This window comes from Arthrobacter sp. SO3 (assembly GCF_020532825.1).
GTDB lineage: Bacteria > Actinomycetota > Actinomycetes > Actinomycetales > Micrococcaceae > Arthrobacter.
Genome location: NZ_MQTS01000134.1, coordinates 1 through 2,342 on the forward strand (window position 1 = coordinate 1; position 2,342 = coordinate 2,342).

Sequence of the window (2,342 nt, forward strand, 5' to 3'; positions counted from 1 at the left end):
GTTCACCATAGGGACTGCCACGAACACCGTTCAACGGTCTGGAAACCCGGGGTCACGCGAGTTCATGCAGCGTCATATGCGGGCCCGCCATCCGGCTCTTCAACGGATTAATCGCCCTTAACGTTGACGAGCTGCCGGAGCTTGTGCCGTATCTTGACGAGGTCCGCGGAGTCACGCATCACCTGGTCGATGGGTTTGTAGGCGGCCGGGATCTCGTCGATGAACGCCTCGCTGGGACGGAATTCGATGCCGTGCATGGCGGCCTTCAGCTGGGCCAGGGTGAAGGCTTTTTTCGCGGCGTGCCGCGAGTATTCCCGCCCGGCGCCGTGCGGGGAGGAGTTCAGCGATTTGAGGTTCCCGAGCCCGACGACGACGTAGGACGCGGTGCCCATGGAGCCGGGGATCAGCCCGGGGTCCCCCGCCTCGGCCCGGATGGCGCCTTTGCGCGAGACCCAGACGGACTTGCCGTAATGCCATTCCTTCGCGGTGAAGTTGTGGTGGCAGTTGATCCGCTCGGCCTCGCGGACCCGGCCGCCGGTCCAGGACTCAAACTGCGCGACCACCCGGTCCATCATCTCCTCGCGGTTCAGCAGGGCGAAGTGCTGGGCCCAGCGGAGTTCCCTGATGTACCGGTCGAACTCGGGCGTGCCTTCCCTGAGGTAGGCCAGGTCCGGGTGCGGCACCACGATCTGCCCGCTCCGGACCGCGCTCCGGGCCTCGCCGATGTGCCGCTGCGCGAGCTTGTTGCCGACGCCGCGGGAGCCGGAATGCAGGAACAGCCAGACGGCGTCCGCCTCATCCGCGCATACCTCAATGAAATGGTTGCCCGAGCCCAGCGATCCCAGCTGGAGCGTCCAGTTCGCGGCGTACTGGGCGGGGTCGAAGTGCGCGTGGGCTGCCATCCGGCGCAGTTCGGCGATCCGGGGTGCCGCCGTGGCGCTGATCCTGTGGTTGTAGTGCCCGGCGGAGAGCGGGATGGCGTGCTCAATGCCCTCCCGCAGCCGTTTCCGGTCCTTGGGCAGCTCCTTGACGGCGTACTGCGTGCGGACGGCGATCATGCCGCAGCCGATGTCGACGCCTACGGCCGCAGGGATGACCGCGCCCAGGGTGGGGATGACGGAGCCCACGGTGGCGCCCAGGCCCAGGTGGGCGTCCGGCATCAGCGCCAGGTGCGGGTAGATGATGGACAGCTGCGCCGTGACCAGGGCCTGCTCGCGGGTCGCGTCATCCAGAATCGAGGCCCAGCTGATGAGCCGGCTGTTGATGACTTCCAACGATCTGCCCTCCCAAGACGATGATCGTGGCCCGGTGGCGGGGTGGCAAGGGCCCCACCAAACGCGGACTTCGCGGGAGACGCACGGGCTCGCCGTATGTTCGGTTTCCCCGCGAGCCCGTGCGTTTCCGCCGACTCCGGTGGCGCAGATTCCCTCGCGACGCGCAACGACGCACGCGCTCCGGCATTCCGGCGTCGACAGCGTCTTTGCGGGGCGCGGAACCCATGGCGCAGCGCAGGATAGTTGGCGCAGCGCAGGATCGTTGGCGCAGCGTCGAACCGGCCCGGCTGCGGCGTCCGCGGCGCAGATTCCCTCGCGACGCGCAACGACGCACGCGCTCCGGCATTCCGGCGTCGACAGCGCCTTTGCTCGGCGCGGAACCCATGGCGCAGCGCAGGATCGTTGGCGCAGCGTCGAACCGGCCCGTCTGCGGCGTCCGCGGCGCATATTCCCTCGCGACGCGCAACGACGCACGCGCTCCGGCATTCCGGCGTCGACAGCGCCTGTGCGGGGCGCGGAACCCATGGCGCAGCGCAGGATCGTTGGCGCAGCGTCGAACCGGCCCGGCTGCGGCGTCCGCGGCGCAGATTCCCTCGCGACGCGCAACGACGCACGCGCTCCGGCATTCCGGCGTCGACAGCATCTTTGCGGGGCGCGGAACCCATGGCGCAGCGCGGGGTCATTGGCGCAGCGCAGGATAGTTGGCGCAGCGCGGGATCATTGGCGCAGCGTCGAACCGGCCCGGCTGCGGAGTGCGGCGGGATCATTGGCGCAGCGTCGAACCGGCCCGGCTGCGGAGTGCGGCAACTTCGTTGGCCCACGCCGGTGCGGGGCGGCTCCCAGCTCCCGGGATGGGCCCAGAAACGGCTCCGCCCCGCATCACCAGGCGGGAAAGGCCGGGAATGCGGGGCAGGGCAGTTCCAGCCGGGGCCGAACCCGAGGATCGCCTAGATCGAGTAGCGCTCGTCCTCGTGGTCGCCGGGGTGGTCGTTGACGAGACCCGCCGCGAGGGTGTTGCCGTCCAGCGGATCGATCACCAGGAACGCCCCGGTGCGGCGGTGGTGCAGG

At 69.4% G+C, this 2,342-nt stretch carries 1 protein-coding gene; it reads right to left on the bottom strand.

The window, feature by feature from the left end; genetic code table 11:
* Positions 1-107 precede the first annotated feature (107 nt).
* Positions 108-1,274, bottom strand: coding sequence for an RtcB family protein (locus BJQ90_RS12970; protein ID WP_226760668.1), 1,167 nt, complete (start codon positions 1,272-1,274; stop codon positions 108-110).
* Positions 1,275-2,342: the final 1,068 nt, after the last annotated feature.